Genomic DNA, 24619 nt, shown 5'->3' on the forward strand with positions numbered 1-24619 from the left:
CATGCACCAGGCGGGTGGCCGAGGACACTTCGCTGATCGAGGCGTGGATGCGCTCGACAAAGCGGTTGAACGAGGTGGCCAGTTCGCCGAACTCGTCCTTGTTCTGCACGGTCAGGCGGCGGGTAAGGTCGCCTTCACCCTCGGCGATGTCGCGCATGGCGCGGCCCATGGTGGTCAGCGGGCTCATCAGCACCGGGATCAGCAGGCCAAGCAGACCGGCGATAGCGGCCACGGCAATCAGCATGGCGATGATTGCCGAGGTGCGGAACTGGCTGAGTGCGGCGTAAGCCTTGTCCTTGTCGATCGACAGGCCGATGTACCACTGCGCCGACGGCAGGCCGGCAACCGGGGCGAAGGAAATGATGCGGTCCTGGCCGTTGAGGGTGACATCCTGCATGCCAGCGGCAACCCGCAGGTTGCTGCCGGGGTAGATATCCTTGAGGTTCTTCATCACCTGGCCTTTGTCGGGGCTGACAATCACCTGACCATTGGCATCTGCCAGGAAGGCGTGGCCAATGCCGCCGAAGTCGACCGAGTTGATGATCTCGACCAGTGTATCGAGGGTCACGTCACCCCCGACCACACCGATCAGTTCGCCATTGCCCTTGCTCTTCACCGGGGTGGCGATGGTCACCATCAGGCCACCGACCGCGCCTTGGTACGGGGCGGTCAGCACGGTCTGCCCGGCGCTGGCGGCGGCGCCATACCAAGGGCGCTGGCGAGGGTCGTAACCGGCGGGCATCTGGGCGTCCGGGCGCTGGGTGAACGCACCGTTGGCCTGGCCCAGGTAAGTGAACAGGAAATTACGCGTGTAAGAAGGCTGCTCGATCAGCCCGGCCAGGGTCTCGCCGGCACCTTGCTGGCCAATGTCCTGGGCCAGGTTTTCCAGCACCAGGATGCGCCCGCTCATCCAGTTCTGCACGCTGCTGGCGGTCAGTGCGCCGGATTGCTGCACAGAGGCTTCGATGTTCTGGCGGATGGTGTTGCGTTGCAGGTAGTCGTTGTAGAGCGTGAACAGGGCAAATGCCAGGACCACGACGCCGCAGGCGCTGAGCAGGATCTTGTGGCGAAATTTCAGGTTCATGTTTCGAGACCTTGAGCCAATGAGGGGAGGGCGCAACGCGCTCATGACGCACTGCGGGGCCTGTCGACCGGGATATCGGCTAAAGGGGTAAAATATTGAAGCACTTACAGAAATTTCTTACGGCCGTTTCGACAGACGGTAATCAACGGCTACTCAGCCGCTCAATCAGCAGCCGTGCGGCTTGCTGCAGCGGTTGTTGCTTGCGCCACAAGATGTGCACCGGCAACTGCAACTCGTTGCGCGTATTGCGAAAGCCCAGGCGCACCAGGCGCCCACTGGCCAGTAGCGGCGCAACCCGCGACAACGGCAGGTCGCCCCAGCCCAGCCCGGCTTCCACCATTTGCAACGCCAGGTCGAAGCTGTCGGTGGACCAGTGCGTGGCACCGATCAGCGGGCGCGGGTCGGTCAGCGGTAAGTCGCGGCTGCGTACCAGGATCTGCCGAACTTGGGTCAGGTCTTCGAGGTACTGAATGCGCCCCTCGCGCAAGGCTGGGTGAGCCGGCGACAGGGTGGCTACCAGCGACTCCATGCCGATGTGCTGAAAGCCTCGGCGGGCGTCGACTTGCAGGCCGGCAAAGGCCACGCAGAGGTCGGCGCGGCCACTGTCCAGCAGGTGCAGGGCTTCTTCCTGCGGGGCGCTGAGCAGGGTGATGTCCAGCAGCGGGTGGCGCTCGCCCAGGTTGGCGATGGCTGCCAACAATGGCTGGTGGTCGATGTCCGGCACCACGGCCAGCGTCAGGCGGCTTTCCAGCCCTTGGGACAGCTCCAGGGCATGTACCTGCAGCAACCCCAGTTGTTCGCCAATCAGCCTGGCGTGTGGCTCCAGGGCCAGGGCCTGTGCAGTAGGGCGAACTTCTCGCGAGCCGCGTTCGAACAGGCTGTAGCCGAGTTCAGCTTCAAGGTTGCCGATGGCCATGCTTACGGCGGAAGGCACGCGTTTAAGGGCGCGCGCGGCGGCGGAAAATGAACCCCGGTCGAGCACGGCAAGAAACAGCTGGATGTTGTCGCTGGAAAAATTCATGGCAGCCTCCTGTCAATAGATCTGACAGCTGCTGACTTTTTCTGTCAAGTATGGTGAAGCATGATCGCGCCTCATCGCTTTTGTCATTGGAGGTAATCCCGGGTGCAGGGACTGAAACGCAAACTGGTCTATGTGACTTTCTATGAATTGATCGGGCTGTGCATGTCCACCCTCGGGCTGGCCTACCTGTCGGACACCCAGGCGTCACATACCGGGCCGCTGGCCGTGATGATCACCACCATCGCCATGCTCTGGAACCTGGTCTACAACACCTTGTTCGAGCGGTGGGAGAGCCGTCAGGTCAAGCGCGGGCGCAGCCTGGCGCGGCGGGTGGCGCATGCCATCGGCTTCCAGCTGACCCTGGTGGTGTACCTGATCCCGCTGATCGCCTGGTGGCTGGACATGTCGTTGCTGGAGGCGTTGCTGGTGGACATGGCATTCATCGTGCTGGTGCCTTGCTACACCTTTGCCTACAACTGGGCGTTTGATCGGATCTTCGGGTTGCCACGTTCTGCCATGGCTACTGCTTGATTCAACCTGTACTGACCTCTTCGCGGGTTTACCCGCGAAGAGGCCGGCACAGGCAACCCTTAAGGCGGCAGGCGAATGATCAAAGGCTCTTGCTGTTGTTTCACCTGCTGTTCTACCTGTTGCTCCACTGGCTGCGGCATACTGGCCAGCAAACTGTCCTCAACCTGCCCTGACAGGTAATACACCCCCGACATGGCCCCGCTCTGACGGTTTTCCATCAGTTCCTGCCATTCCTGGTTCAGCGCCACGTTGAGGATCACCCGCAGCTGCTCGACCATCTGCGGGTGTTCGCGATCGTGGGTCATCATGCCGTAGCCGGCGGCTGCGATTGAAATCATCGCCCCCGCCACCTTGCCCACTGCCGACGCCACGGCACTGGCGATGCCGCGCGGGGCCAGGGTAGCACCGAGTTTTTCGCTGGCCTGGGTGGCTACCGAGTTCAGCCCGACATCGGTCCTGCCGGGGCCTTTGCTGGCCTGCAGATGCAAGTGCTGGCGCAAGGCTTGCCAGGCCGGTTGCTGGTCCAGCGACTTTGCGCGTAGCAGTTGATACAGGCTGGCATTACGCGCGTCTGGTGGCCCCAGGTGGATGGCGGGGATGCGGTTGAGGCGCTGGCTGAGCTGCTCGGGCGGCGCGTTGTAGCGGCTGATGATGGCCGGCAGCTGCTGGCCGAGCAGTTGCAGGTACAGCTCGCAGGCGCGGTCGCGGATGCCCTCTGGGTTGATCTGTTCGGCCACCGGCTCGATCACCCGCTCGTGGTATTGCTCTTGCAGGTACAGGGCCAGGCGCTTTTCCGCCGGTTCACGGCCTTCGCGACTATCGAGCTTGTACCAGGCTACCTTGAGGGTCAGCCATTGCTGGGTCCAGTAGCCGGTGAACCAGGGGATGAAGTCGCTTTCGGTGCGCTGCTGTACCTGCTCCTTCCACACCCGCATGGAACGCCGGGCATAGTCGTTGGCCGAACCGGCGGCACCGACCGAGGCATCGATCAGTTCCTGGTCGATGCGTTGCCAGGCGGCGGGCGTCAGCACTGCGGGCGGTGGCGGGGCAGGCGGGCGCTTGCTCGCGCAGGCGGCGAGTGCCAGCAGGAGGCACAGCAACAGAAGGATTCGAGCACTCACGCAGCCGCCTCCCTGATAGAGGCTGGGGTGGTTCTCGCAGTATAGGGTGGGGTTGTTGGGGCTGCTGTGCAGCCCATCGCTCGCTCAGCACAGACATAAGTTTCTGTCGGGACGCGGTCTCTGTGGGAGCGGGCTTGCCCGCGAACACGGGCGAAGCCCGTGCCATCCACCGCGTCAGCTTCTTCGCGGGCAAGCCCGCTCCCACAGGGGAACGCTGATTCATTCCAGGTCGAGCTTTTCTTCCAGGCGGTCCAGGTGCTTGTGCATCAAACCCAGCGCTGCCTCGGCATCGCCTTGCTCCACGGCATCGATGATGGCCGCATGCTCTTCCCATGCACAGTGGTCGCAGCACGGTGATTCGTAGCGGGCGATGATCAGCGAGGTCATCGGCACCAAGCCATTGAGAAACCGCGCCAGCGGCGCATTGGCAGCCACCTGCGCCAGTTTCAGATGAAACTCGCCGCCCAGACGGATCGCCGCGCAACGTTCGCCGCTTTCATGGTGCTGGCGCTCACGTTCCACCAGCTGCCGCAACTGGCGCACTTGCGCCGGCCGGGCGCGCTGGGCGGCCAGGGTGATCAGTGTGGTTTCAGCCAGGCGCCGGGCGCTGAGCACCTGGCGCGCTTGATCCGGGTCGGGTGCGGCCAGGTGCGCGGTGTGGCTGGGGCGCTGCACCACCACCTGCTGGTCGGACAGGCGCCCAAGCACTCGGCGGATCACGGTGCGGCTGACACCAAAGGCATGGCCCAGCGCTTGCTCGGGCAACAGGGCGCCCGGCGGCAGGCGCTGCTCGAGAATGGCGTCGAACAGCCGGGGGTAGATCTGCTCGGCCGACAGGCGGGTTTCGCCAGCCGCAAGCAGGGCTGGCAGGTGGGGGGCGGCGTTCATGGTCGCTCTCCTGGGGTCATGGATGCGGGTGTTCGTCCGGAATGTTCAGCGAAATGCCCATGCGCTGGCCTTCGGCGAGGATGTGCTGGCGCATCTGGGCACTGGCCTGGGCGCTGTTGCGCTCACGTATGGCGCGTACCACCGCCTCGTTTTCCTTCAGCCGCGCCGCCAGGTGCTCTGGCGAGTTGCGCAGCATGTCGGCGCTCTGCTTCAGGGCATTGCCGGTCTGCTGCACCACGCTCTGGAAAATCGGGTTGGTGGTGAGGGCGAACAGCGCTTCGTGGAAGGCGATGTAGGCCTTCACCCCGGCTTCGCTGTCATCAGCCTCCAGCGCTTCGCGCATGTCCATCAGGGTCAGGCGCAACTGGCCGATGTCCTGGCTGTTGGCCGACTGCGCCACCAGGCCAACGATGAAGGGTTCCAGGGTGTAGCGCAGTTCCAGAACGTCGGCCAGGCTGGCTGCAGCGCTGGTGTCCATGCCCGGTTCCTGGCTGGCGGCATCGGCATCCAGTACCAGTACACCCTTGCCTGGCAACGAGCGCACCAGGCCCAGGGTTTCCAGTACGGTCACCGCTTCGCGCAGGCTGGGGCGGCTGATGCCCAGTTGTTCGGCCAGCTCGCGCTGGCCTGGCAGCATGTCGCCGGTTCGCCATTGGCCCCGGGCCAGGGCCTGGCGCAGTTTTTCCACCACTGAGTTGACGACGGTCGATGAGCTGATCACGGTTCGCTCCTGCAAGGGCCGGCGTTACCGCCGGCCACTTTGGTTCAGAATTCCTGTTGATGGTGCGTGTTGGGCTGCTTGCGCGGCGTGGGCGTGAAGCCCAGCTTGCCGTCAAGCACGTTCTGCGCACGCTCCAGGTCTATGTCCTTTTCCCAGCGGGCGATGGCCACGGTGGCCACGCAGTTGCCAATCAGGTTGGTCAATGCCCGGCCGATACCCATGAACCAGTCCACTGCCAGTACCAGCACCAGGCCTACCACCGGAATGGCTGGCACGGCGGTCAGGGTGGCGGCGAGGATTACCAGCGCCGAGCCTGGGATGCCGTGAGCGCCCTTGGAAGTCACCAGCGACACCAGCAGAATGGTCAGCAGGTCGGTCATTTCCAGCGGCGTGCCGGTGGCGTTGGCAATGAACACGATGGCCAGGGTCAGGTAGATGGAGAAACCATCGAGGTTGAACGAATAGCCGGTTGGGATCACCAGGCCAACGGTGGAGCTGCCAATGCCCAGATGCTCCAGCTTGCGCATGATCTGTGGCAGCACAGCGTCGGAAGAGGCAGTGCCCAGCACGATGGTCAGCTCTTCGCGCAGGTACTTGATCAACGGCAGCAGCTTCAGCCCCGACAGACGCATGACTGTACCCAACACGATCAGCACGAAACCGGCACAGGTCAGGTAGAACAGTGCGACCAGCCCGCCCAGGTGCTGCAGCGATTCCAGGCCGTATTTGCTGGTGGTGAAGGCGATGGCGCCGAATACGCCGATGGGTGCCAGGCGTACGATCATGCCCATGATGCGGAAGATCACATGGCTCAGTTCGTTGATCAGCCGCGAGATACCGGCTGCCGAGTCACCTACCAGGTTCAGCGCGCTGCCGAACAGCACCGAGAACAGCAGCACCTGGAGAATGTTGTTGTCGGCGAAGGCACCGATCACCGAAGTGGGGATCAGGTCCATGAAGAAGGCCGTGGCGCCATGGATGTGCTGGCCACGCTCTGCGAGGCCGTTGGCGTCGGCGCTGGACAGTTGGTCCAGGTGGATGTTGGCGCCGCTGCCAATGCCGCTGCTGAAGGCGAACACCAGGCCGATCACCAGTGCGAGGGTGGTCAGCACTTCGAAGTAGATCACGGACTTCAGGCCGATGCGCCCGACCTTTTTCAGGTCGCCAGCGCCCGAGATACCGCTGACCACCACGCAGAACACGATCAGGCCGATGAGCATCTTGATCAGCTTGATGAAGCCGTCGCCGAGGGGTTTGAGTTGCAGGGAAAGGTCGGGGAAGCTGAGACCGCAGGCGATGCCGAGGGCAAGGCCGAGTACGACTTGCAGGAAGATCGAACGCGAGCACCATTTGAGCATGGGATTATCTCTGATCGGTGTCCTTGCTTCGGTAGCCGCACGGGGCGAAAGAGCGCAGGACTTAATTATTGTGGTCTTACCGGTTTGTTCAGCGCGAGGCCATAAAAGCGCGAAAAATCCCTGATTGCAAGGGTTTTTGGCCTTACCGGTCTGACCAGTTATGGGGCAGTCTGGCCTGCCAGGCTCTAGTTCGGTGCGTGCCGTGAAATGGGTAGACGCGAATTTGTTCAGGGCTTGGCCAGTGCCTGCTCCACTGCTGCAATCAGCTTGCCAAGATCCTTGGGCGGGGCGTTGTGAATGACGCCGAACAGGTAGGCGCGCTGCTCCTCTTCGTCGTCCGGCTCGGCGAAGAAGTCCTTGGGTTTGACGCCCAGCACCTGAGCGAACTCCATGAGAGCATCGATGCTGGGGGTATAGGTGCTGGTTTCGAAGCGGCTGATGGTCTTGGGATCGAAGCCGGTCCGTTCGGCCAGTTGTGCCTGGGTCAGGCCCGCCAGCTTGCGGTAGCGGCGCAGGGCGGTACCCAAAGCTGATCTCGTCATCACTTAATTCCCATTTAGAATCAAGAACTTAACGATATCTATCAGCATGGCGCAACGCCATGATCGATCACCTTTGTTTTATTTATGTGATGAATTTCGTAGAATTCACGGCTTGACCGGTCAGTCATCGTCACCTTCCCTGCGTTGTTCGGCCTCGTGCCCTGACGGCGGGAAGCGCATTTGCCATTTGGAGCGGATCGCTACGGATCGGTTCCGATGGCTGTCGATGAGCTGAATGCCGGCACGTCAGTGAATGGAGTCTCATCGTGCGCCTCAACTTGCCGGTTACCCCGGTCGAGCAACGTTTCCCCCCCGATCAGCGGCTGATTTCCGCTACCGATACCGCGAGCCTGATCACCTACTGCAACCCCGAATTCGCTGCTATCAGCGGCTACAGCGAGGCCGAGCTGATCGGCAGCCCGCACAACCTGGTGCGCCACCCGGACATGCCGCCGGCGGTGTACGCGTTGATGTGGCGTTACCTGAAAGCTGGCAAGAGCTGGATGGGCATCGTCAAGAACCGCTGCCGTAATGGCGACTACTACTGGGTCAATGCTTACGTCACGCCCATCCTCGAAGGTGGGCGGGTGGTTGGCTACGAGTCGGTGCGGGTGTGCCCCACGCGTGAGCAGGTGGTCCGCGCCGAAGCCCTGTACGCGCGCCTGCGCAACGGCCAGGCGGCATTGTCGGCGCCGCGCCGTCTGAGCTTGCTGGCGCAGGCCCTGGCCTTGCCACTGGCGGGCGGGCTGCTGGCACTGGGCGCCAACCAGCTGTGGCCAGGCTTGGTGGGGCAGGGGCTGACCCTGGGTCTGTTCCTGGCCTACGGCCTGTGGGCACGCGATGCCCTTGGCCGGCAGCTGCAGCAGGTTGTGCAAGGCGCCGAAGGGGCCTTCGCCGACCCGGTTGCAGCCTTGACCTACAGCGACCTGCCCGGTGCCGCCGGGCAACTGCAACTGATGCTGATCAGCGAAGAGGCGCGCCTGAAAACCGCCTTGACGCGGCTGAGCGACCTAGCCGTGCAAATGGCTGTGGCCGCCCATGATGCCGGGCAGTTGTCGCGCAGCACCGAGGCGGCATTGCTGAAGCAGCGTGCCGAAACCGACCTGAGCGCCACGGCGATGAACCAGATGGCCGCCTCCATCGGCGAAGTGGCCAACCACGTCCAGTTGACCGCCGCCGAGGCACACACTGCGCACCTGCTGGCCGAGCAGGGTAGCCAGGTGGCTGACGCCAGCGGCGCAGCCATTCGTACCCTGGCCAGCACCGTGACGCAGATTAACCAGGCGGTCAGCCAGCTGGCCGGTCAGACCGGTGCCATCGCCGAGGCTACCGGAATGATCCGCGGCATTGCCGAGCAGACCAATCTGCTGGCCCTCAACGCCGCCATCGAGGCAGCGCGTGCGGGCGAGCAAGGGCGCGGCTTTGCCGTGGTCGCCGATGAAGTACGGGCGCTGGCCGACAAGACCCGCCAGTCGACCCTGCACATCCAGGCCATCATCGATGCCCTGCGCAGCGGCGCCGAAGAAGCCGTAGCGATCGCCAGCCAGGGCATCGACGGTGCCGAGCAAGGCGTTGCCCAGGTGCAGGAAGCCCGCCAGGCGCTGCATGGCATTCGCGACGCGGTGCAGCGCATCAGCGACATGAGTCAACAGATGGCGACCGCCTCGCAGCAACAGTCGGCGGTGGCTGAAGACGTTTCGCGGCAGATCAACGGCGTAGCCGGTATTGCCCAGCACAGCGCCCACAGCGCCAACGCCGCCGCCTCGCGCGGTGCCGAACTGGAACAGGTGTGCGCCGGATTGCGCGCCCTGGTGGAGCGCTTCAACCGCTAAGGCAGGATGCTTAATGGATGATATCTATCGCGCGGCCGTGGACGCGGCCGCGATTTTTTCGGAAACCGACCTGCGTGGGAACATCACCTACGTCAACCAGCAGTTTTGCAGCATCTCGGGCTACAGCCGCGAGGAGCTGCTGGGTGCCAACCACCGCATCCTCAATTCCGGCCTGCACGAGCCGGCGTTCTTTGTCGGTATGTGGCGGGCCCTGGCCGCCGGGCGGGTGTGGAAGGGCGAGATCTGCAACCGGGCCAAGGACGGTTCGTTGTACTGGGTCGACAGCACCATGGTGCCATTGGTCGACCCGCTGACCGGCCTGGTGCGCAAGTATGTGTCGATCCGCTTTGACGTCACCGAGAAGCGCCAACTGCTGCATACCTTGCAGTGGCGGGTGGGACACGATGTGCTCACTGGCCTGCCCAACCGCGCCTACCTGTCCGACCTGTTGAACCAGGCCCTGGCCTACTCGCGGCGCGAAGACATCCCGCTGGCGGTGTGCATGCTCGACCTGGATGGCTTCAAGGCGGTCAACGACGGCTACGGGCATGCCGTGGGCGACCTGCTGCTGGTGGAAGTGGCGCAGCGCCTGAAGCGCATCCTGCGCGGTGGTGACGCCGTGGCCCGGCTATCGGGCGACGAGTTCGTGCTGATCCTGCGCGATGTCGATGATGAGCGAAAGCTGCATGCCGCCCTGCGGCGGGTGTTGCGGGCATTGGCGGCCCCCTGTGCGGTACGGGGGCACACGCTGTCGCTCAGCGCCAGTATCGGCGTGACTCTGTACCCGCAGGATGACGAAGATGCCGACACCCTGGTGCGCCATGCCGACCAGGCCATGTATGTGGCCAAGCAGCGCGGACGCAACCGCTATCATGTGTTCGACGTGTCGCAGGAGCAGGAACTCAAGGCCACTCACCAGACGGTCGCGCGGGTGCGACGGGCCCTTGATAACCGTGAGCTGTGCCTTTACTACCAGCCTAAGGTCAACCTGCGCAGCGGCCAGGTGCTGGGCTTCGAGGGCTTGCTGCGCTGGCGCCGACCAGGCCGTGGCGTGGTGCCGCCCGGCGATTTCCTGCCTTGGGTAGAGCAGACCGACCTGATCGTCGAAATCGGCGAGTGGGTGCTCGGCCAGGCATTGAGCCAGTTGCAGGCCTGGCAGCAGCAGGGGCAGCCTTGGTCGTTGAGCGTGAACATCGCCGCGCGGCATTTACAGCGCAGTGACTTTGCTGAGCGCCTACAGCAGCTGCTGGCAGAGTACCCGGCGGTGGACCCGGCGCGGCTGGACCTGGAAATCGTCGAGTCAGTGGCCATCGACAACCTGCAGCACGTCAGCCGTTGCCTGGACGCCTGTCGTGCATTGGGCGTGCGCTTCTCACTGGACGATTTCGGCACCGGCTATTCGTCGTTGAGTTACCTGAAGCGCTTGCCGACCCAGACGATCAAGATCGACCAGTCGTTCGTGCGTGACATCCTCCATGACCAGGACGACCTGGCGCTGACTGCGGCGGTGATCGGCCTGGCGCGGGCGTTTGGCCGCGAGGTGATCGCCGAGGGGCTGGAAAGTGTCGAGCACGGGCGGGTGCTGATGGGGCTGGGCTGCGAGCTGGCGCAGGGGTACTGCATTGCCCGGCCGATGCCGGCCAGTGAAGTGCAAACCTGGGCACAGGCTTACCGGCAGCCGGTGCAGTGGCGTGATCCTTGAGCGGCCGTGCACCGCATCGGCCACGGGCTTCAAGGCAATAGATTCAACGCTCACGCAGTCGCTTGTAGAGGGTGGTCCGGCTGATCCCCAGGCCGCGCGCCACTGCTGACAGGTTGCCATTGGCTTGTTCAACCAGCGTTTGCAGGTCTACCGCTTCAGTCGCCACCCGCACGGGCACCTGCAACTCGGTCAGAAAACCCGCAGGCAGGTGCTCGACGCCGACTGGCCCGTTGCCCGCCAAGGCCAGTGCCACCTGCAGCACACTGACCAGTTCGCGCACATTGCCAGGCCAGGGGTGCTGATCGAGCAACTCGATAATGGCCGGGGGCAGCCGTGCCGGTTGCCCAGGCTCGCGGTAGCGGGCATGTACCTGATCGATCAACTGCCGCCGGTCCGCACGCTCGCGCAGCGGCGGCAGCACCACCGCCAGCCCTGCGATGCGGTAATACAGATCCTGACGAAAGCGCCCGGCACGCACCTCTTCGGCCAGGTCGCGGTTGCTCGCCGACACCACGCGGATATCCACCGGCACCGGTTCGCCGCTGCCCAGCGGCTGGATGCTGCGCGTTTGCAATACACGCAGCAGGCGGGCCTGAGTTGGCAACGGCATGTCGCCGACTTCATCGAGAAACAGGATGCCGTGGTCGGCCTTGCGGATCAGCCCAGGATTGCCTTTGTGGTGGGCGCCGGTGAACGCGCCTTTGTCGTAGCCGAACAGCTCCGACTCCACCAGTTCGGCCGGGATAGCCGCGCAGTTGACGGCGACCAGGGGCTGGTTGGCCCGGCTGCTGGTCCGATGCAGGGTTTCTACGAACACTTCTTTGCCCACACCGGTTTCACCCTGCACCAACACCGGGATGTCCTTTTCCAGCAGCAGGCCAGCCTGTACCCGCGCCTTTTCCAGGCGCGGCTCACCATTGCCGGGCTCGGCGCGGCGGGGCGCCTCGCGTGGCGGCTGCCACTGGCAATGAAAGCGGTTGCGCCCGGTGGCCTGGAGGGCGAAGGGCTGTTGCCGGGGATGGCTGAGCAACTGCTGCAGGGGCAACTGGAACAGCTGCTCGATGTTCTGCCGCAGCGGGTTACCGCCCAGCAGGCTGTCGGCCCGGTGATTGGCGGCCAGCACCTGCCCGCGCTCATCGAACACCAGCAGGCCGGCCCAAGGGCTGTCGAGGTTGTCGGAAGCGCTGTTGAACATCAGTTGCGCATGCTGGTCGGCATGTTCGGCGAGAATCAGGCGGTTTTCCAGGCTCTGGCTCATCATGCGCACCAGTCCCAGCGTCTGGCTGGCCGGCAGGTAGCCGTCGCTGGCCACGTCGAGCACTCCGACCAGCTGTCGCGCAGCGTTGAACAGGGGGGCGGCGGCGCTGGACATGTAGCGGTTCTGGCGCAGGAAGTGCTCGTCCTGGCCGACGTGAATGGCCTCGGCACAAATCAGCGTGGTGCCCAAGGCATTGGTGCCAACGCCGCGCTCATGCCAATGGGCCCCGGCGCTGAAACCGTGCTGCTGACGCGGTTCGATGAACCGCCGCGAGCCCCAGCTGTCGAGCAGGCAGCCGCTGGCATCGGCCAGCATCACCAGGTAGCTGGCGTTGCCGAGCAGATGTGCGTATTGCGGCAGCACTTCCTCTCGGGTGAGGCGCAGCAGGGCCTGGCGCCGCTCCAGCAAGGCGCTGAGTTCGGCGCGGGTCAGGCAGTCGAAGTCCGGTGCGTGCTGGGGGTGCAGGCCATGTTCGCGGCAACGGGCCCAGGAGGCCTGGATCAGTTGGGCATGGGTCGAAGCGGATGCGGCCATGGGCCTGTCCTGTGTGGTTGTTGTTATGGGCGGACCGCTGTTGAGTGTTGTTCACGGGTGTTCATTGTCAAACCGGCGAGTGTTCAGTTGTTCAGTGATTGTGTTCACTTGTGAACCCGCGATTTACCCAGGCTGCCGTCCGGGTCCCGGACCAGAGCATTGGGGCGCAGCTGGCACGGAACTGGCTGAGCACGGCAGACAACAACGACAAGAAGGACACGCCATGTCCCTGGTGTTGGAGCAGGTCAGCCGTAGCGTCGACAACCAGCCGTGGATCGTCGATGCTTCACTGCGATTCGAGCCCGGTTCGTTCAACGTGCTTCTGGGCCGCACCCTGGCCGGCAAGACCAGCCTGATGCGCCTGATGGCCGGGCTCGACCGCCCGGACCGGGGCCGGGTGCTGATGGATGGTCAGGATGTGACCGGCGTGCCGGTGCGTCAGCGCAACGTGTCGATGGTGTATCAGCAGTTCATCAATTACCCGACCTTGAGCGTGTACGAAAACATCGCCTCGCCGCTGCGCCAGGCGCGCATGGCCGAGCCGGAAATTCGCCGCCGGGTGCATGAAACCGCCGAAATGCTGCGCATCGAGCCCTACCTTGAGCGCCTGCCGCTGGAGCTGTCTGGTGGCCAGCAACAACGTACGGCGATGGCCCGTGCGTTGGTCAAGGATGCCTCGCTGATCCTCTTCGACGAGCCCTTGGTCAACCTCGACTACAAATTGCGCGAAGGCCTGCGCCAGGAGCTGCGCGCGCTGTTCGCGGCGCGCCATTGCATTGCCGTGTACGCCACCACCGAGCCCAACGAGGCGCTGGCGCTGGGCGGCACCACCACCCTTGTGCATGAGGGTCGCATCGTCCAGAGCGGGCCCACCACCGAGGTGTATCAGCGCCCAGGCAGCGTGCTGGCTGCCGAGCTGTTCTCCGAGCCGCCGATCAACCTGGTGCCTGGCCGTATCAGTGGCAATGAGGTGAGCCTGGCCCAGGCCGTGCACTTTGCCCGCAATGCCGACTTGCAGCCGCTTGCCGAGGGCGACTACCGCTTTGGCGTGCGCCCCAGCCATATCACCCTGGTGCCGGCCCATGACGATGACCTGGAGCTGGCGGTGCTGGTCGAGCTGGCCGAGATCAGTGGTTCGGAGACTTTTCTGCATGTGCGCAACGAACACTGGCGCATGATCCTGCACCTGCCCGGGGTGCACGAGTACCAGGTGGATACGCCGATCCGCGTATTTATCCCCACCCACAAGCTGTTCGTCTTCGACAGCGCCGGGGCGTTGGTGCAGGCCCCGGGGCTGCGCCAGGCAAGGAGAGGGTGATGGCCGAGATCCGCCTGCGCCAACTGGCGCACAGCTACAGCCGCCAGCCCGCCAGCGAGGCGGACTATGCCCTGCACGCGCTGGAGCATGTTTGGGAGCAGGGCGGCGCCTACGCGTTGCTTGGGCCGTCGGGCTGCGGCAAGTCGACCTTGCTCAACATCATTTCCGGGCTGCTGACGCCGTCCCATGGCGAAGTGCTGTTCGACGGCAAACCGGTCAACCAGCTGTCGCCACAGGCGCGCAACATCGCCCAGGTGTTCCAGTTCCCGGTGGTGTACGACACCATGACGGTGTTCGACAACCTGGCCTTCCCGTTGCGCAACCAGGGGCTGGGTGAAGCCCGTGTGCGGGCCCGGGTGGAAGAAATTGCCGAGGTGCTCGACCTGTCTGCCGTGCTGCGCAAGAAGGCGCACAACCTCAGCGCCGACGAAAAGCAGAAAGTCTCCATGGGCCGCGGCCTGGTGCGCGACGACGTGTCGGCGATCCTGTTCGACGAGCCGCTGACGGTAATCGACCCACACCTGAAGTGGAAGCTGCGGCGCAAGCTCAAGCAGATCCATGAGCAATTCAACATCACCATGATCTACGTCACCCACGACCAGCTGGAGGCATCGACCTTCGCTGACAAGATCGCGGTGATGCACGGTGGGCGCATCGTCCAGTTCGGCACCCCGCGTGAACTGTTCGAGCGGCCCCGGCATACCTTTGTCGGCTACTTCATCGGTAGCCCGGGCATGAACCTGATCGAGGTGCGCGCCGAAGCGGATGGGGTGGTGTTTGGCGATGTCCACCTGGCACTGCCCGACGGCCTGCGCGAACGCCTGGCGGCAACGGCGGGCGGGCGCTTGCAAGTAGGCATCCGGCCAGAATTCGTACAGTTGTGGGACAGCCCGTTCGATGGGGCTTACCCAGCACGCGTGCTGGATGTCGAAGACCTGGGCACCTACCGCATTGTCACCGTCGAACTGGGCGGTGTCGCGCTGAAGGCGCGCCTGGGCGAGGACCGCCCGTTGCCCGTGGATCAGGCCTGGGTCAGCCTGCCTTCGCAATGGCTGATGCTGTACGTCGACGATGTACTGCTGGAGACTGGCTGATGAACAAGGTCCAGAACAACAAGGCTTGGTGGCTGGTGCTGCCGGTGTTCCTGCTGGTGGCGTTCAGTGCGGTGGTGCCGATGATGACGGTGGTCAACTACTCGGTGCAGGACATTTTTGACCAGTCCAACCGCTACTTCGTCGGCGCCGACTGGTACCGCCAGGTGCTGCGTGATCCTGCCTTGCAGGATGCGCTGCTGCGCCAGTTCATCTACTCCGCCTGCGTGCTGCTGATCGAGATACCGTTGGGCATAGGCATTGCCTTGACCATGCCGACCAAGGGGCGCATGGCCTCGGTGTGCCTGATCGTCATGGCCATCCCGCTGCTGATTCCGTGGAACGTGGTGGGCACCATCTGGCAGATCTTCGGTCGTGCCGACATCGGCCTGCTCGGCGCTACCCTGGCCAAGCTCGGGGTCAGCTACAACTACGCTGGCGACCCGTTCGACGCGTGGCTTACGGTGCTGGTGATGGACGTATGGCACTGGACGTCGCTGGTGGCATTACTGTGCTATTCGGGCCTGCGCGCCATCCCCGACGTGTACTACCAGGCTGCGCGTATCGACCGCGCCTCAAGCTGGGCGGTGTTCCGCCATATCCAGCTGCCCAAGCTCAAGAACGTGCTGCTGATCGCGGTGATGCTGCGCTTCATGGACAGCTTCATGATCTACACCGAGCCGTTCGTGCTGACCGGTGGCGGGCCCGGCAATGCCACCACCTTCCTCAGCCAGACCCTCACGCGCATGGCCGTGGGGCAGTTCGACCTGGGCCCGGCGGCGGCGTTCTCGCTGGTGTACTTCCTGATCATCCTGCTGGTGTCGTGGCTGTTCTACACAGCCATGACCCATGCCGACAAGGAGTAGCCCATGAGTACGCGCAAAACGCTGGCCCTGCTGCTGTACTTCTTCTTCCTGCTGGTGCCGATCTATTGGCTGCTGAACATGTCGTTCAAGAGCAACACCGAGATCCTTGGCGGCCTGACCCTGTGGCCGCAGGCGTTTACCCTCGACAATTACCAGGTGATCTTTACCGATGCCAGCTGGTACAGCGGCTACATCAACTCGCTGTACTATGTGTGCCTGAATACGCTGATCTCGCTGCTGGTGGCGTTGCCGGCGGCCTATGCCTTCTCGCGCTACCGCTTCCTCGGCGACCGCCACCTGTTCTTCTGGCTGCTGACCAACCGCATGGCGCCCCCGGCGGTGTTCCTGCTGCCGTTCTTCCAGCTGTACTCGTCGATCGGCCTGTTCGACACCCATATCGCCGTGGCCCTGGCCCATTGCCTGTTCAACGTGCCGCTGGCGGTGTGGATCCTGGAAGGGTTCATGTCGGGCGTGCCGAAGGAAATCGACGAAACGGCCTACATCGACGGCTACAGCTTCCCGCGCTTCTTCGTGAAGATCTTCATTCCGCTGATCGGCTCTGGCATCGGCGTCACGGCGTTCTTCTGCTTCATGTTTTCCTGGGTGGAGTTGCTGCTGGCGCGCACCCTGACCTCGGTGAATGCCAAGCCGATAGCCGCGGTGATGACGCGCACCGTGTCGGCATCAGGCATCGACTGGGGTGTGCTGGCGGCGGCGGGGGTACTGACCATCTTGCCGGGCATGTTGGTGATCTGGTTCGTGCGCAACCATGTGGCCAAGGGCTTTGCCCTGGGCCGGGTGTGAGGAGGGCAACGCATGGAGTGGATGGCCTGGACCTTGCCGACGGCGCTGTTCTTCGTCGCCGTTGGCCTGCTGCTGCTGGGCATGAGCCTGCTTGAACTGCGCCGACCCTGCGTGGAACGACGGGGCTTCTTGCCGCTGGTCACCAGTCGCGGTGACCGCTTGTTCATCGGCCTGTTGGCCAGCGCCTACCTGCATTTGCTGGTGGTCGGTGTCAGCGACTGGCCATTGTGGGTGGCCTCGCTGTTGTCGCTGGCGTGGCTGGTGGTGGTGCTGCGCTGGGGCTGAGCGAGCGGCCCTGTGGAATAACTGAAACGGGAGATCACAATGTTCGATAACAAGCACAACACGCGACATTTGACCCTGGCCGCGTTGCTGGTACTGGCCAGCGTGCATGGCACAGCCTGGGCCGATCAGTACGAGGACGCGGCCAAGAAATGGCTTGGCAGCGAGTTCAAGCCTTCGACCCTTACCCCTGAGCAGCAGATGGCCGAGTTGAAGTGGTTCATCAAGGCGGCTGAGCCGTTCCGAGGCATGAAGATCAACGTGGTGTCGGAAACCATCACCACCCATGAGTACGAGTCCAAGGTGCTGGCCAAGGCCTTCAGCGAAATCACCGGCATCCAGCTGACCCACGACCTGCTGCAGGAAGGCGACGTCGTGGAGAAACTGCAGACGCAGATGCAATCGGACAAGAACATCTACGATGGCTGGGTCAACGACTCCGACTTGATCGGTACGCACTTTCGCTACGGCAAGGTGGAATCGATCACCGACCTGATGGCCAATGAGGGCAAGGACTACACCTCGCCGACCCTGGACCTGAAGGACTTCATCGGCATTTCCTTCACCACCGCGCCAGACGGCAAGGTCTACCAGCTGCCTGACCAGCAGTTCGCCAACCTGTACTGGTTCCGTGCCGACTGGTTCGAGCGGCCGGAACTGAAGGCCAAGTTCAAGGAGAAATACGGGTACGAGCTGGGTGTGCCGGTGAACTGGTCGGCCTACGAGGACATTGCCAAGTTCTTCACCGAAGACGTCAAGGAAATCGACGGCAAGCGCGTCTATGGTCACATGGACTATGGCAAGAAAGATCCATCGCTGGGCTGGCGCTTCACTGATGCCTGGTTCTCCATGGCTGGTGGTGGCGACAAGGGGCTGCCCAATGGCCTGCCGGTGGATGAATGGGGCATTCGCGTGGAGGACTGCCACCCGGTCGGCTCCAGCGTAACCCGTGGCGGTGACACCAATGGCCCGGCTGCCGTGTATGCCACGCAGAAGTACGTGGACTGGATGCGTGCCTACGCCCCCAAGGAAGCCCAGGGCATGACGTTCTCCGAAGCAGGCCCGGTGCCGGCGCAGGGCAACATAGCCCAGCAGATCTTCTGGTACACCGCGTTTACCGCCGACATGACCAAGCCCGGATTACCGGTGGTGAATGCCGACGGCACACCGAAGTGGCGCATGGCGCCCTCGCCGAAGGGGCCTTACTGGGAGGAGGGGATGAAGCTGGGCTACCAGGACACCGGCTCATGGACGTTCTTCAAGTCTACCCCCGAGAAGCAACGCCTGGCGGCGTGGCTGTATGCCCAGTTCGTCACGTCCAAGACCGTGTCGCTGAAAAAGACCATCGTCGGCCTGACGCCGATTCGTGAGTCTGACATCAACTCCCAGGCCATGACCGACCTGGCGCCCAAGCTTGGCGGGCTGGTGGAGTTCTACCGCAGCCCCGCGCGGGTGCAGTGGACGCCCACCGGCACCAATGTGCCGGATTACCCGCGCCTGGCGCAGCTGTGGTGGAGCCACATCGCCGAAGTGGCCAGCGGTGAGAAGACCCCGCAGGAAGCGCTGGATGGCCTGGCGCGGGACCAGGACCGCATGATGGAACGTTTGCAGCGTTCCAATGCCCAGGCCACCTGTGCGCCCAAGCTGAACCCTGAGAAGGATGCACAGTACTGGTTCGACCAGCCTGGCGCACCCAAGCCCAAGCTGGCCAACGAGAAGCCCAAGGGTGAGACGGTCAGCTACAACGAACTGCTGAAATCGTGGGAGGCGGCCAGGAAGTGATCGGCTGGGCACCGCGCTGGCTTCTTCGCGGGTAAACCTGCGAAGAGGCCGGCAAAGCCACTGCATAAACCACAGGCAAAAAAAACGGCACCTGCCAGAGGTGCCGTTTTCGCATTACGCCGTGTTACTTGTGCAGCTCTTCCGCCGCATACAGCGTGTTTTCCAGCAGGCAGGCGCGAGTCATCGGCCCGACGCCACCCGGCACTGGCGTGATCCAGCCAGCGCGTGGCAGGGCAGTCTCGTAGACCACGTCGCCAACCAGCTTGCCATCTTCCTGGCGGTTGATGCCCACGTCGATGACGATGGCGCCTTCCTTGACCCACTCACCCTTGACCAGGCCCGGCTTGCCAGCAGCCACGACCACCAGGTCGGCACGCCCGACGTGGCCAGCCAGGTCCTTGGTGAAGCGGTGGCAGACGGTGACGGTGCAGCCGGCCAGCAGCAGTTCCATGGCCATTGGGCGGCCCACGATGTTGGAGGCGCCGACGATCACCGCATCCATGCCGTACAGGTCCTGACCGGTACTTTCCAGCAGGGCCATGATGCCTTTTGGCGTGCACGGGCGCAGCAGCGGGATGCGCTGGGCCAGGCGGCCGATGTTGTAGGGGTGGAAACCGTCCACATCCTTGTCCGGGCGAATGCGCTCGAGCAGCAACGAGGCATCCAGGTGCGCCGGCAGCGGCAATTGCAGCAGGATGCCGTCGACAGCCGGGTCGTCATTGAGGCGGTCGATCAGCTCGGTCAGGGCCTGCTGCGTGGTTTCGCTGGGCAGGTCGAATGCCTGCGAAATGAAGCCGACCTCTTCACAGTCCTTGCGCTTGTGCGAGACATAGACTTGGGAGGCGGGGTCGGTGCCGACCAGGATCACTGCCAGGCCCGGCGTACGCAGGCCTTGCTGGCGACGCTCCACGACACGTTGAGCGATCTGCTTGCGCAGGTTGGCGGCGATCGCCTTGCCATCGATTAGGTGTGCAGTCATAGACGCGTGATTAACCATCGAGAAGGAAACAATAAAGAGGGCGCATTCTCGCACGACACGGCCCAAGGGCAAAGGCGGGTGGTCGGGCAAATCCCCTAACCCCTTAAATAATTTAAATTTTTTTGAAAAAGGTGTTGACGACATCCAGGGTCGACTATAAGATTCGCCGCACTTGTCGGGCACAGCCTAGCACTGGTTGGCTAAGTCGGGCAGAATGAGTGGTTTAACAGTTGCCTGTTAACTGTCTCGTTCGGTTAGGCTTCAAGCTTAAGCGCCCGTAGCTCAGCTGGATAGAGCATCCGCCTTCTAAGCGGATGGTCGCAGGTTCGAGTCCTGCCGGGTGCGCCATTAGGCAGCTTTGGCAAGCAAGTAGGCGGTAATGCAATATGGTGGGCGTAGCTCAGTTGGTAGAGCGCTGGATTGTGATTCCAGTTGTCGTGGGTTCGATTCCCATCGTCCACCCCATATTCTTCAAGGGCGCCTCGATAGCATCTGGCGCCTTTGTTTTAAGCGTTACGCGGACGTGGTGAAATTGGTAGACACACTGGATTTAGGTTCCAGCGGCGCAAGCTGTAAGAGTTCGAGTCTCTTCGTCCGCACCATGCTTCTGTAAGGCTGTACCGCAACACTGCAATATGGTGGGCGTAGCTCAGTTGGTAGAGCGCTGGATTGTGATTCCAGTTGTCGTGGGTTCGATTCCCATCGTCCACCCCATATTCTTGAAAAGGCGCCTTGATCGTGAGATCGGGCGCCTTTTTTGTTTTCGTGCTGTGTATTCCCCCTTGCAATCCTCTGGTGACACCCCAATAAAAGCTGTTAGATTTCAGCCGGTTGAAACACCGGCCCGTTTGGCCGGCAGAGGAACAACCCGATGATCGCAAAAGAAGCCCGTCAGGCCTTGGCGCTGCAGCGCTTTGCCGAAGCCAATCCGCAGATGCTCGAAGAAATCCGCGAGCTTGATGCACATGAGCAGGCTCAGCAGATCGAGTGGGCGTTCGAAGATGCAGCCGAGGAGCAGGGCATACAGCCCTGGGAGCTGGCGCTGCAATTGATCGCCGAAACCCCGGAGCAACTGCAGGCCATGCGCCTGGAGACGCACCGCGAGGTGGCTGAGGCGCTGGGGCTGGAGTGGGAAGAATACTGTCAGTACAACGAGATCGATCCTGAATAAAGGAAGCGAATTCGTCACTGGCAGTTGTTTGACGAGGTATTTCGGCTGCAGGGCGCCGCGGGTGTCGTGCAGCCCTTATTGAAACAGGCCTGGCGGTGCGCCGTGCGGGCCTTGAAAGTTAATCGACCGGCGTGGTTTCCCGTCGTCCCGAGTGGGGTGACTTCTGCCGCGCGACTCACTAGAATGCTTGCCCTTGATTCTGGAGTCGGGCTAACGCCGGCTAACGTCTGTGCAACGAGGAATATCCATGCAAGTTTCTGTTGAAAACACTTCCGCTCTCGAGCGCCGCATGACCATCGCCGTTCCGGCCGAGCGCGTCGAGAACGAAGTCAACAAGCGTCTGCAACAGACTGCCAAGCGCGCCAAGGTTGCCGGCTTCCGTCCAGGCAAGGTGCCAATGAGCGTGATTCGTCAGCGCTTCGAAGCCGATGCCCGTCAAGAGGCTTTCGGTGACCTGATTCAGGCTTCCTTCTACGAAGCCATCGTCGAGCAGAAGCTGAACCCGGCGGGTGCCCCGGCCGTAGAGCCGAAATCCTTCGAAAAGGGCAAGGACCTGGAGTTCGTCGCCATCTTCGAAGTGTTCCCAGAGTTCACCGTTGCCGGCCTGGAGTCGATCAACGTCGAGCGCCTGAGCGCCGAAGTGGCTGACGCCGACCTGGACAACATGCTGGAAGTGCTGCGCAAGCAGAACACCCGTTTCGAGGCTGTCGAGCGCGCTGCGCAGAACGATGACCAAGTCAACATCGACTTCGTTGGCAAGGTAGAGGGTGAAGTATTCGCGGGTGGTTCGGCCAAAGGCACTCAGCTGGTGCTGGGCTCCGGCCGCATGATCCCAGGCTTCGAAGATGGTCTGGTTGGCGCCAAGGCTGGCGAAGAGCGCGTTGTCAACGTGACCTTCCCAGAGGACTACCAGAACCTGGACCTGGCTGGCAAAGCTGCCGAGTTCACCATCACCGTCAACAGCGTTGCTGCCCCTGTGCTGCCAGAACTGAACGAAGAGTTCTTCGCCCAGTTCGGTATCAAGGAATCGACCCTGGAAGGCTTCCGCACCGAAGTTCGCAAGAACATGGAGCGTGAACTGCGCCAGGCGATCAAGACCAAGGTCAAGAACCAGGTCATGGACGGTCTGCTGGCTGCCAACCCGATCGAAGTGCCGAAGGCCCTGCTGGAAAACGAAGTCAACCGTCTGCGCGTGCAGGCTGTTCAGCAGTTTGGTGGCAACATCAAGCCTGAGCAACTGCCAGTCGAGCTGTTCGAAGAGCAAGCCAAGCGCCGCGTAGTGCTGGGCCTGATCGTGGCCGAAGTGGTCAAGCAGTTCGAGCTGAAGCCGGACGACGCCAAGGTTCGTGAAATGATCGAAGAAATGGCTTCGGCTTACCAAGAGCCTGAGCAGGTCATTTCCTGGTACTACAAAAACGACCAGCAACTGAACGAAGTGCGTTCGGTTGTGCTGGAAGAGCAAGTTGTAGATACTGTTCTGCAGAAAGCGACTGTGACCGACAAGTCGGTCTCGTACGAAGATGCCGTTAAACCAGCCCAGGCGCCTGCCGAAGCTGAGTAATACGGTTTTCTCGTAGGAAGCCCCCACAAGCCAGCCTTCGAGCTGGCTTGTGCGTTATCAAGCCATGACTTTTGGGAGTGAGCGCAGGACATGTCCCGCAATTCTTATATTCAGCAGAGCTCTGACATCCAGGCCGCAGGCGGCTTGGTCCCGATGGTTATCGAGCAGTCCGCCCGTGGCGAACGCGCCTATGACATCTACTCGCGCCTGTTGAAGGAGCGAGTGATCTTCCTGGTGGGTCCTGTAGAAGACTACATGGCCAACCTGGTAGTGGCGCAGATGCTGTTCCTCGAGGCGGAAAACCCGGACAAGGATATCCATCTTTACATCAACTCCCCGGGTGGCTCGGTGACTGCTGGCATGTCGATCTACGACACCATGCAGTTCATCAAACCGGACGTCTCGACCATCTGCATCGGCCAGGCCTGCAGCATGGGTGCCTTCCTGTTGACCGCTGGTGCCAAGGGCAAGCGTCACTGCCTGCCTAACTCGCGGGTGATGATTCACCAGCCGCTGGGCGGCTTCCAGGGCCAGGCTACCGATATCCAGATCCACGCCCAGGAAATCCTCAGCATCAAGGCGCGTCTCAACGAGCTGCTGGCCTACCACACCGGCCAGGACCTTGAGACCATTCAGCGTGATACTGAGCGTGACAACTTCATGAGCGCCTCGCGCGCGGCCGAGTACGGCCTGATCGACTCGGTCTACGACAAGCGGCAACTGGCCTCCTGAACCGGGGTGTCAGAGCAGGTAGGCGCGGAAAGCGCCTACCTGCGGACTTGAAAAAGCCCGCAATTGCCTTCATCTTGTGTTGCAAGCCTACCGGATTGGATCGATCGAATGACTGACACCCGTAACGGCGAGGACAGCGGCAAATTGCTCTATTGCTCCTTCTGCGGCAAAAGCCAGCACGAAGTGCGCAAATTGATTGCCGGGCCCTCGGTATTTATCTGCGACGAGTGCGTCGACCTGTGCAATGACATCATCCGTGAGGAGGTGCAGGAAGCCCAGGCCGAGAGCAGCGCGCACAAATTGCCTTCGCCGAAAGAAATCAGCGGCATCCTGGACCAGTACGTCATTGGTCAGGAGCGCGCGAAGAAGGTGCTGGCCGTAGCGGTGTACAACCACTACAAGCGCCTGAACCAGCGTGACAAGAAGGGCGACGAAGTCGAACTGGGCAAGAGCAACATCCTGCTCATCGGGCCGACCGGCTCGGGTAAGACCCTGCTCGCCGAAACCCTGGCACGCCTGTTGAACGTACCGTTCACCATTGCTGACGCCACCACCCTGACCGAAGCCGGTTATGTGGGTGAGGACGTCGAGAACATCATTCAGAAGCTGTTGCAGAAGTGCGACTACGACGTGGAAAAGGCCCAGATGGGCATTGTCTACATCGACGAAATCGACAAGATCTCGCGCAAGTCGGACAACCCGTCCATCACCCGTGACGTTTCGGGCGAGGGCGTGCAGCAGGCGCTGCTGAAGCTGATCGAAGGCACCGTGGCCTCGGTTCCGCCGCAAGGCGGCCGTAAGCACCCGCAACAGGAATTCCTGCAGGTTGATACCCGCAACATCCTGTTCATTTGCGGTGGCGCCTTCTCGGGCCTGGAAAAGGTCATCCAGGGCCGCTCCACCAAAGGTGGCATCGGTTTTGGCGCCGAAGTACGCAGCAAGGAAGAGGGCAAGAAGGTTGGTGAGTCCCTGCGTGAGGTCGAGCCGGACGATCTGGTCAAGTTTGGCCTGATTCCGGAGTTCGTCGGCCGTCTGCCGGTGCTGGCTACCCTCGACGAGCTGGATGAGGCTGCGCTGATGCAGATCCTTACCGAGCCGAAGAATGCCCTGACCAAGCAGTATGCCAAGCTGTTCGAGATGGAAAGCGTCGACCTGGAGTTCCGCAGCGATGCACTCAAGGCCGTTGCCCGCAAGGCCCTGGAGCGCAAGACTGGCGCCCGTGGCCTGCGTTCGATCCTCGAAGGCGTGCTGCTCGACACCATGTACGAGATCCCTTCGAAGAAGGATGTCAGCAAGGTGGTGATCGACGAAAGCGTCATCGAGGGTACCTCGCAGCCGCTGATGATCTACGAGAACAGCGAGCCGCAAGCCAAGGCCGCGCCAGACGCCTGATTCAGGCAAAGGCCGGTTGACGGTTGCAAGCAAGGAAGGGGCCTACGGG

Annotated in this window: 21 protein-coding genes, 4 tRNA genes and 2 pseudogenes; 18 read left to right on the plus strand and 9 right to left on the minus strand. The window is 62.5% G+C overall.

Annotation, left to right across the window (positions count from 1 at the left end; all coding sequences use genetic code 11):
- Nucleotides 1-52: 52 nt before the first annotated feature.
- A pseudogene (gene mcpA / locus QQL85_RS26730) lies at nucleotides 53-1129 on the minus strand (methyl-accepting chemotaxis protein McpA); the annotation flags it as partial.
- A gap of 97 nt (nucleotides 1130-1226) precedes the next feature.
- Nucleotides 1227-2105, minus strand: coding sequence for a LysR family transcriptional regulator (locus QQL85_RS07390; protein WP_284355836.1), 879 nt, complete (start codon nucleotides 2103-2105; stop codon nucleotides 1227-1229).
- Nucleotides 2106-2207: 102 nt separating this feature from the next.
- Here QQL85_RS07390 and QQL85_RS07395 point away from each other — a divergent pair, with 102 nt between their 5' ends.
- On the plus strand, nucleotides 2208-2636 hold the full coding sequence (locus tag QQL85_RS07395) for a PACE efflux transporter (protein ID WP_284355837.1): 429 nt from the start codon (nucleotides 2208-2210) through the stop codon (nucleotides 2634-2636).
- Between the two features lie 59 nt (nucleotides 2637-2695).
- Here QQL85_RS07395 and QQL85_RS07400 read toward each other — a convergent pair whose 3' ends face one another.
- The 5 genes from QQL85_RS07400 to QQL85_RS07420 form a co-directional block, all read right to left on the minus strand.
- The gene (locus QQL85_RS07400; RefSeq protein ID WP_284355838.1) at nucleotides 2696-3757 is read right to left on the minus strand and encodes a hypothetical protein; all 1062 of its coding nucleotides are present in this window, start codon (nucleotides 3755-3757) and stop codon (nucleotides 2696-2698) included.
- A gap of 219 nt (nucleotides 3758-3976) precedes the next feature.
- Nucleotides 3977-4645: a GntR family transcriptional regulator gene (locus QQL85_RS07405; RefSeq protein WP_284355839.1), complete on the minus strand. Its 669-nt coding sequence runs from the start codon at nucleotides 4643-4645 to the stop codon at nucleotides 3977-3979.
- 16 nt (nucleotides 4646-4661) lie between these two features.
- Nucleotides 4662-5366, minus strand: coding sequence for a FadR/GntR family transcriptional regulator (locus tag QQL85_RS07410; RefSeq protein WP_284355840.1), 705 nt, complete (start codon nucleotides 5364-5366; stop codon nucleotides 4662-4664).
- Nucleotides 5367-5410: 44 nt separating this feature from the next.
- Nucleotides 5411-6724: a C4-dicarboxylate transporter DctA gene (locus QQL85_RS07415; protein ID WP_284355841.1), complete on the minus strand. Its 1314-nt coding sequence runs from the start codon at nucleotides 6722-6724 to the stop codon at nucleotides 5411-5413.
- A gap of 227 nt (nucleotides 6725-6951) precedes the next feature.
- A complete protein-coding gene (locus QQL85_RS07420; RefSeq protein WP_025754409.1) occupies nucleotides 6952-7266 on the minus strand; it encodes a helix-turn-helix domain-containing protein in 315 nt (104 codons plus the stop codon).
- Between the two features lie 266 nt (nucleotides 7267-7532).
- Here QQL85_RS07420 and QQL85_RS26735 point away from each other — a divergent pair.
- The 3 genes and pseudogenes from QQL85_RS26735 to QQL85_RS07430 all read left to right on the plus strand — a co-directional run.
- Nucleotides 7533-7862 (plus strand): annotated as a pseudogene (locus tag QQL85_RS26735) (PAS domain-containing protein); the annotation flags it as partial.
- Nucleotides 7863-7898: 36 nt separating this feature from the next.
- Nucleotides 7899-9098 (plus strand): methyl-accepting chemotaxis protein, encoded by a 1200-nt coding sequence (locus tag QQL85_RS07425; protein WP_434482154.1) that lies wholly within the window; start codon nucleotides 7899-7901, stop codon nucleotides 9096-9098.
- A 13-nt stretch (nucleotides 9099-9111) separates the two neighbouring features.
- Entirely contained in the window at nucleotides 9112-10800 is a 1689-nt protein-coding gene (locus QQL85_RS07430; RefSeq protein ID WP_284355843.1) for a putative bifunctional diguanylate cyclase/phosphodiesterase, read from the plus strand.
- Between the two features lie 43 nt (nucleotides 10801-10843).
- Here the strand turns inward: QQL85_RS07430 and QQL85_RS07435 are convergent, their stop codons facing one another.
- Nucleotides 10844-12592: a sigma-54-dependent Fis family transcriptional regulator gene (locus tag QQL85_RS07435; protein WP_284355844.1), complete on the minus strand. Its 1749-nt coding sequence runs from the start codon at nucleotides 12590-12592 to the stop codon at nucleotides 10844-10846.
- Nucleotides 12593-12815: 223 nt separating this feature from the next.
- Between QQL85_RS07435 and QQL85_RS07440 the strand changes: the two genes are divergently transcribed.
- Genes QQL85_RS07440 through QQL85_RS07465 form a run of 6 tightly spaced genes read left to right on the plus strand, consistent with a single transcriptional unit; the run spans nucleotide 12816 to nucleotide 18735 of the window.
- On the plus strand, nucleotides 12816-13910 hold the full coding sequence (locus QQL85_RS07440; RefSeq protein ID WP_284355845.1) for an ABC transporter ATP-binding protein: 1095 nt from the start codon (nucleotides 12816-12818) through the stop codon (nucleotides 13908-13910).
- A complete protein-coding gene (locus QQL85_RS07445) occupies nucleotides 13910-15004 on the plus strand; it encodes an ABC transporter ATP-binding protein (protein WP_284355846.1) in 1095 nt (364 codons plus the stop codon). Before QQL85_RS07440 ends, QQL85_RS07445 begins: the two co-directional genes overlap by 1 nt.
- Complete coding sequence (locus QQL85_RS07450; RefSeq protein ID WP_284355847.1) at nucleotides 15004-15867, plus strand: carbohydrate ABC transporter permease; 864 nt, start codon at nucleotides 15004-15006, stop codon at nucleotides 15865-15867. The genes QQL85_RS07445 and QQL85_RS07450 overlap by 1 nt, the downstream gene beginning before the upstream one ends.
- 3 nt (nucleotides 15868-15870) lie before the next feature.
- Entirely contained in the window at nucleotides 15871-16671 is an 801-nt protein-coding gene (locus QQL85_RS07455; RefSeq protein WP_284355848.1) for a carbohydrate ABC transporter permease, read from the plus strand.
- 12 nt (nucleotides 16672-16683) lie between these two features.
- Nucleotides 16684-16956, plus strand: a complete 273-nt coding sequence (locus QQL85_RS07460; protein WP_284355849.1) for a DUF2160 domain-containing protein — start codon at nucleotides 16684-16686, stop codon at nucleotides 16954-16956.
- A gap of 39 nt (nucleotides 16957-16995) precedes the next feature.
- Nucleotides 16996-18735, plus strand: coding sequence for an ABC transporter substrate-binding protein (locus QQL85_RS07465; protein ID WP_284355850.1), 1740 nt, complete (start codon nucleotides 16996-16998; stop codon nucleotides 18733-18735).
- Between the two features lie 124 nt (nucleotides 18736-18859).
- On the opposite strand, the gene folD is transcribed toward QQL85_RS07465, so the two are convergent.
- The gene (gene folD / locus QQL85_RS07470) at nucleotides 18860-19714 is read right to left on the minus strand and encodes a bifunctional methylenetetrahydrofolate dehydrogenase/methenyltetrahydrofolate cyclohydrolase FolD (RefSeq protein ID WP_284355851.1); all 855 of its coding nucleotides are present in this window, start codon (nucleotides 19712-19714) and stop codon (nucleotides 18860-18862) included.
- 271 nt (nucleotides 19715-19985) lie between these two features.
- Between folD and QQL85_RS07475 the strand changes: the two genes are divergently transcribed.
- The 8 genes from QQL85_RS07475 (at nucleotide 19986) to clpX (ending at nucleotide 24570) form a co-directional block, all read left to right on the plus strand.
- A tRNA-Arg gene (locus QQL85_RS07475) sits at nucleotides 19986-20062 on the plus strand.
- A gap of 41 nt (nucleotides 20063-20103) precedes the next feature.
- Nucleotides 20104-20179, plus strand: a tRNA-His gene (locus tag QQL85_RS07480).
- A gap of 52 nt (nucleotides 20180-20231) precedes the next feature.
- Nucleotides 20232-20316 (plus strand) — tRNA-Leu (locus QQL85_RS07485).
- Between the two features lie 36 nt (nucleotides 20317-20352).
- A tRNA-His gene (locus tag QQL85_RS07490) sits at nucleotides 20353-20428 on the plus strand.
- A gap of 157 nt (nucleotides 20429-20585) precedes the next feature.
- On the plus strand, nucleotides 20586-20885 hold the full coding sequence (locus QQL85_RS07495) for a DUF6388 family protein (RefSeq protein WP_284355852.1): 300 nt from the start codon (nucleotides 20586-20588) through the stop codon (nucleotides 20883-20885).
- A gap of 247 nt (nucleotides 20886-21132) precedes the next feature.
- Nucleotides 21133-22446 carry a trigger factor gene (gene tig, locus QQL85_RS07500; RefSeq protein WP_284355853.1) on the plus strand — a complete coding sequence of 438 codons (1314 nt, stop codon included), beginning with the start codon at nucleotides 21133-21135 and terminating at the stop codon, nucleotides 22444-22446.
- Nucleotides 22447-22536: 90 nt separating this feature from the next.
- Nucleotides 22537-23178, plus strand: coding sequence for an ATP-dependent Clp endopeptidase proteolytic subunit ClpP (clpP, locus tag QQL85_RS07505; protein ID WP_012271562.1), 642 nt, complete (start codon nucleotides 22537-22539; stop codon nucleotides 23176-23178).
- A gap of 108 nt (nucleotides 23179-23286) precedes the next feature.
- Nucleotides 23287-24570, plus strand: coding sequence for an ATP-dependent Clp protease ATP-binding subunit ClpX (gene clpX / locus QQL85_RS07510; RefSeq protein WP_016485885.1), 1284 nt, complete (start codon nucleotides 23287-23289; stop codon nucleotides 24568-24570).
- Nucleotides 24571-24619 lie beyond the last annotated feature (49 nt).

Source organism: Pseudomonas putida (assembly GCF_030159595.1).
Classification (GTDB): Bacteria; Pseudomonadota; Gammaproteobacteria; order Pseudomonadales; family Pseudomonadaceae; genus Aquipseudomonas; species Aquipseudomonas putida_AC.